General features: G+C 57.6%; 5 protein-coding genes. All 5 read left to right on the top strand.

The window, feature by feature from the left end:
- Positions 1-161 (top strand): 50S ribosomal protein L32 (gene rpmF, locus ACRESJ_RS01520; RefSeq protein WP_431756305.1); only part of this gene is annotated, 161 nt, incomplete at its 5' end.
- A 4-nt stretch (positions 162-165) separates the two neighbouring features.
- On the top strand, positions 166-1176 hold the full coding sequence (gene plsX / locus ACRESJ_RS01515; protein WP_431756304.1) for a phosphate acyltransferase PlsX: 1011 nt from the start codon (positions 166-168) through the stop codon (positions 1174-1176).
- Positions 1177-1302: 126 nt separating this feature from the next.
- Entirely contained in the window at positions 1303-2241 is a 939-nt protein-coding gene (gene fabD, locus ACRESJ_RS01510) for an ACP S-malonyltransferase (protein ID WP_431756303.1), read from the top strand.
- A 16-nt stretch (positions 2242-2257) separates the two neighbouring features.
- Positions 2258-2998, top strand: a complete 741-nt coding sequence (fabG, locus tag ACRESJ_RS01505; protein ID WP_431756302.1) for a 3-oxoacyl-ACP reductase FabG — start codon at positions 2258-2260, stop codon at positions 2996-2998.
- Between the two features lie 197 nt (positions 2999-3195).
- Positions 3196-3417 (top strand): acyl carrier protein (acpP, locus tag ACRESJ_RS01500; RefSeq protein WP_431756301.1); only part of this gene is annotated, 222 nt, incomplete at its 3' end.

The following is a 3417-nucleotide window of genomic DNA, read 5'->3' as shown; positions in this document are numbered from 1 at the left end:
AATCCCGCTCTGCCCGTGACATGCGCCGTTCGCACGACGCTCTCGAGGCTAGCACCCTGTCTGTAGAAAAAACCACCGGTGAAGTTCACCTGCGTCACCACGTATCGCCAGAAGGCGTATACCGTGGTCGTAAAGTGATCGACAAGGGCGCTGACGAGTAATCACTTGTCTGCTCAAGTCATCGCGATTGACGCAATGGGCGGGGACTTCGGTCCCCGCAGCATTGTTCAGGCCAGCATCGCTTGCCTGTCTGCTACCCCCTCGCTGCACCTGACCCTCGTCGGTCAACCCTCCCTCCTTGAAGAATTGATCGCTGGCCATTCGGCTGTGGATCGCGCGCGCCTGTCGATCACTGCGGCGTCAGAAGTGATCACCATGGACGAAAAACCCGCCCAAGCTCTTCGTGGCAAGCCCGATTCATCGATGCGCGTTGCGCTTGAGCTGTTGCGTGACGGCAAGGTTCAGGCCTTTGTCAGTGCCGGCAACACTGGCGCATTAATGGCGTTGTCGCGATTCGTACTCAAGACGTTGCCGGGCATCGACCGGCCGGCCATGGTGGCGGCAATCCCGACGCAGAAAGGCTATTGCCAGTTGCTCGATCTGGGCGCCAACGTCGATTGCAGCGCTGAGCAATTGCTGCAATTTGCAGTGATGGGCTCGGTCGCCGCCGAGACGCTGGGTGTTGTTCGCCCGCGGGTGGCATTGCTGAATATCGGAATCGAAGACATCAAGGGCAATCAGCAAGTCAAGCTGGCTGCAACTTTGTTGCAAAGTGCCCGTGGTATCAATTACATCGGTTTCGTCGAGGGTGACGGTTTGTATCGCGGCGAAGCGGATGTAGTGGTGTGTGACGGTTTTGTCGGCAATATCCTGCTCAAATCCAGCGAAGGTCTGGCGACCATGATTGCCGGGCGTATCGAGGAGCTGTTCAAGAGAAGCCTGCCATCACGCGTGGTGGGTGCGTTGGCGCTGCCGCTGATGAAGCGCCTGCAAGCCGATCTGGCTCCGGCGCGTCATAACGGTGCAAGTTTTCTCGGTTTGCAGGGGATTGTCGTGAAAAGCCACGGTTCCGCTGGGGTACAGGGATTTCAGAGTGCGATTTCCCGTGCCCTGATCGAGATTCAGGAAAACCTGCCGGAGCGACTTCACGGTCGTCTGGAGGATTTGTTGCTTTAGGTGTTTTCGTCGGACAATGCTTAAATGTGACCGCTCAATTCAATTGGCCATCCAACTGTCAGTTTCTTGCGTCCGCCAAGGCGGGACGTCAATTCTCCGACGACAAGATCATTAGGGGCTTGTTACATGTCTGCTTCCCTCGCATTCGTCTTTCCAGGACAGGGTTCGCAGTCCCTCGGCATGCTGGCCGAGTTGGGCGCACAACATCCAGTTGTCCTTGAAACCTTCAAAGAAGCTTCCGCTGCTCTGGGTTACGACCTGTGGGCACTGACCCAGCAAGGGCCGGAAGAGCAGCTCAATCAAACCGATAAAACCCAGCCAGCCATTCTGACCGCTTCGATCGCCCTGTGGCGCTTGTGGCTGGCTGAAGGTGGCGCGCGCCCGGCTTACGTCGCCGGTCACAGCCTGGGTGAATACAGTGCACTGGTCGCGGCAGGCAGCCTGAGCCTCGCTGACGCGGTGAAGCTCGTCGAAACCCGTGGCAAGTTGATGCAGGAAGCCGTTCCGGCCGGGCAGGGCGGCATGGCCGCTATCCTCGGTCTGGAAGACGCCGACGTACTGGCAGCGTGCGCCGAAGCCGCGCAGGGCGAAGTGGTCAGCGCGGTCAATTTCAACTCCCCAGGTCAAGTAGTGATCGCCGGTGCCAAGGCTGCGGTCGAGCGCGCTATCGAAGGCTGCAAGGCTCGTGGTGCCAAGCGCGCCATGCCGCTGCCCGTCAGCGTGCCGTCCCACTGCGAACTGATGCGCCCGGCAGCCGAGCGTTTCGCCGACTCGATCGCAGCCATCGATTGGCAGGCGCCGCAGATCCCTGTGGTGCAGAACGTCAGCGCCGATGTGCCGACCGATCTGGAAACCCTCAAGCGTGATTTGCTTGAGCAGCTCTACAAGCCTGTGCGCTGGGTTGAATCGGTCCAGGCACTGGCAGCCAAGGGCGCGACCAATCTGGTCGAGTGCGGTCCGGGCAAAGTGCTGGCAGGTCTGAACAAACGTTGCGCCGACGGCGTATCCACTTCCAACCTCAATACCCCAGACGCTTTCGCTGCCGCTCGTGCAGCGTTGGCCTGAATCAGGAGAAGCTTGCATGAGTCTGCAAGGTAAAGTTGCACTGGTCACCGGTGCGAGCCGCGGCATTGGTCAGGCTATCGCCCTGGAACTGGGTCGTCAGGGTGCCATCGTGGTCGGCACCGCTACCTCCGCATCGGGTGCCGAGCGCATCGCTGCGACCCTGAAGGAAAACGGCATTCAGGGCACTGGCCTTGAGCTCAACGTCACCAGCGACGAGTCCGTTGCAGCGTTGCTGGCGAGCATCCAGGAGCAGTTCGGTGCGCCGGCGATTCTGGTCAATAACGCCGGTATCACCCGCGATAACCTGATGATGCGTATGAAAGACGACGAGTGGCATGACGTTGTCGATACCAACCTGAACAGTCTGTTCCGCCTGTCGAAGGGCGTTTTGCGCGGTATGACCAAGGCTCGTTGGGGTCGAATTATCAGTATTGGTTCGGTTGTGGGTGCCATGGGCAACGCAGGCCAAGTAAACTATGCCGCCGCCAAGGCCGGTCTGGAAGGTTTCAGCCGTGCGCTGGCGCGTGAAGTCGGTTCGCGTTCAATTACGGTAAACTCGGTGACCCCAGGGTTCATCGACACCGATATGACCCGTGAACTGCCTGAGGCACAGCGTGAAGCCTTGCAGACGCAGATTCCGCTGGGTCGTCTGGGGCAGGCTCAAGAGATCGCGTCCGTGGTCGCTTTTCTTGCGTCGGACGGTGCGGCTTACGTTACCGGAGCTACAATCCCGGTGAACGGCGGGATGTACATGTAATTCAAATGTGACGGATTGCTTCAAAAAAATGTCATACGAGCTGTCTAAAATCCGTTATAAAGCTGCAATCTATTTTATAGGCAAAGGGTCACCGGGTTTGAGGAGTGAAGCTTTCAGTTGAAAAGCTGAAAAGTCTTTCTATACACTTACCCACTGGCCAGCTGCCTGAATTTGTCAATTAGGAGTGAAAACAAGTTATGATCACCATCGAAGATCGCGTCAATAAAATCGTTGCCGAGCAACTGGGCGTTAAAGAAGAAGAAGTGGTCAACACTGCTTCCTTCGTAGAAGACCTGGGTGCCGACTCCCTTGACACCGTTGAGCTGGTGATGGCTCTGGAAGAGGAATTCGAGACCGAAATCCCTGACGAAGAAGCTGAAAAGATCACTACTGTACAAGCTGCTATCGATTACGTTACT

The sequence above is a fragment of the Pseudomonas sp. genome (assembly GCF_050739655.1).
Lineage (GTDB): Bacteria > Pseudomonadota > Gammaproteobacteria > Pseudomonadales > Pseudomonadaceae > Aquipseudomonas.
This window is presented reverse-complemented; position numbering and strand designations above follow the sequence as displayed.

Excerpts from the sequence above, each read along its gene's own strand:
- fabG (WP_431756302.1), top strand. The coding sequence starts at position 2,258 with ATGAGTCTGCAAGGTAAAGTTGCACTGGTCACCGGTGCGAGCCGCGGC.
- fabD (WP_431756303.1), top strand. The coding sequence starts at position 1,303 with ATGTCTGCTTCCCTCGCATTCGTCTTTCCAGGACAGGGTTCGCAGTCC.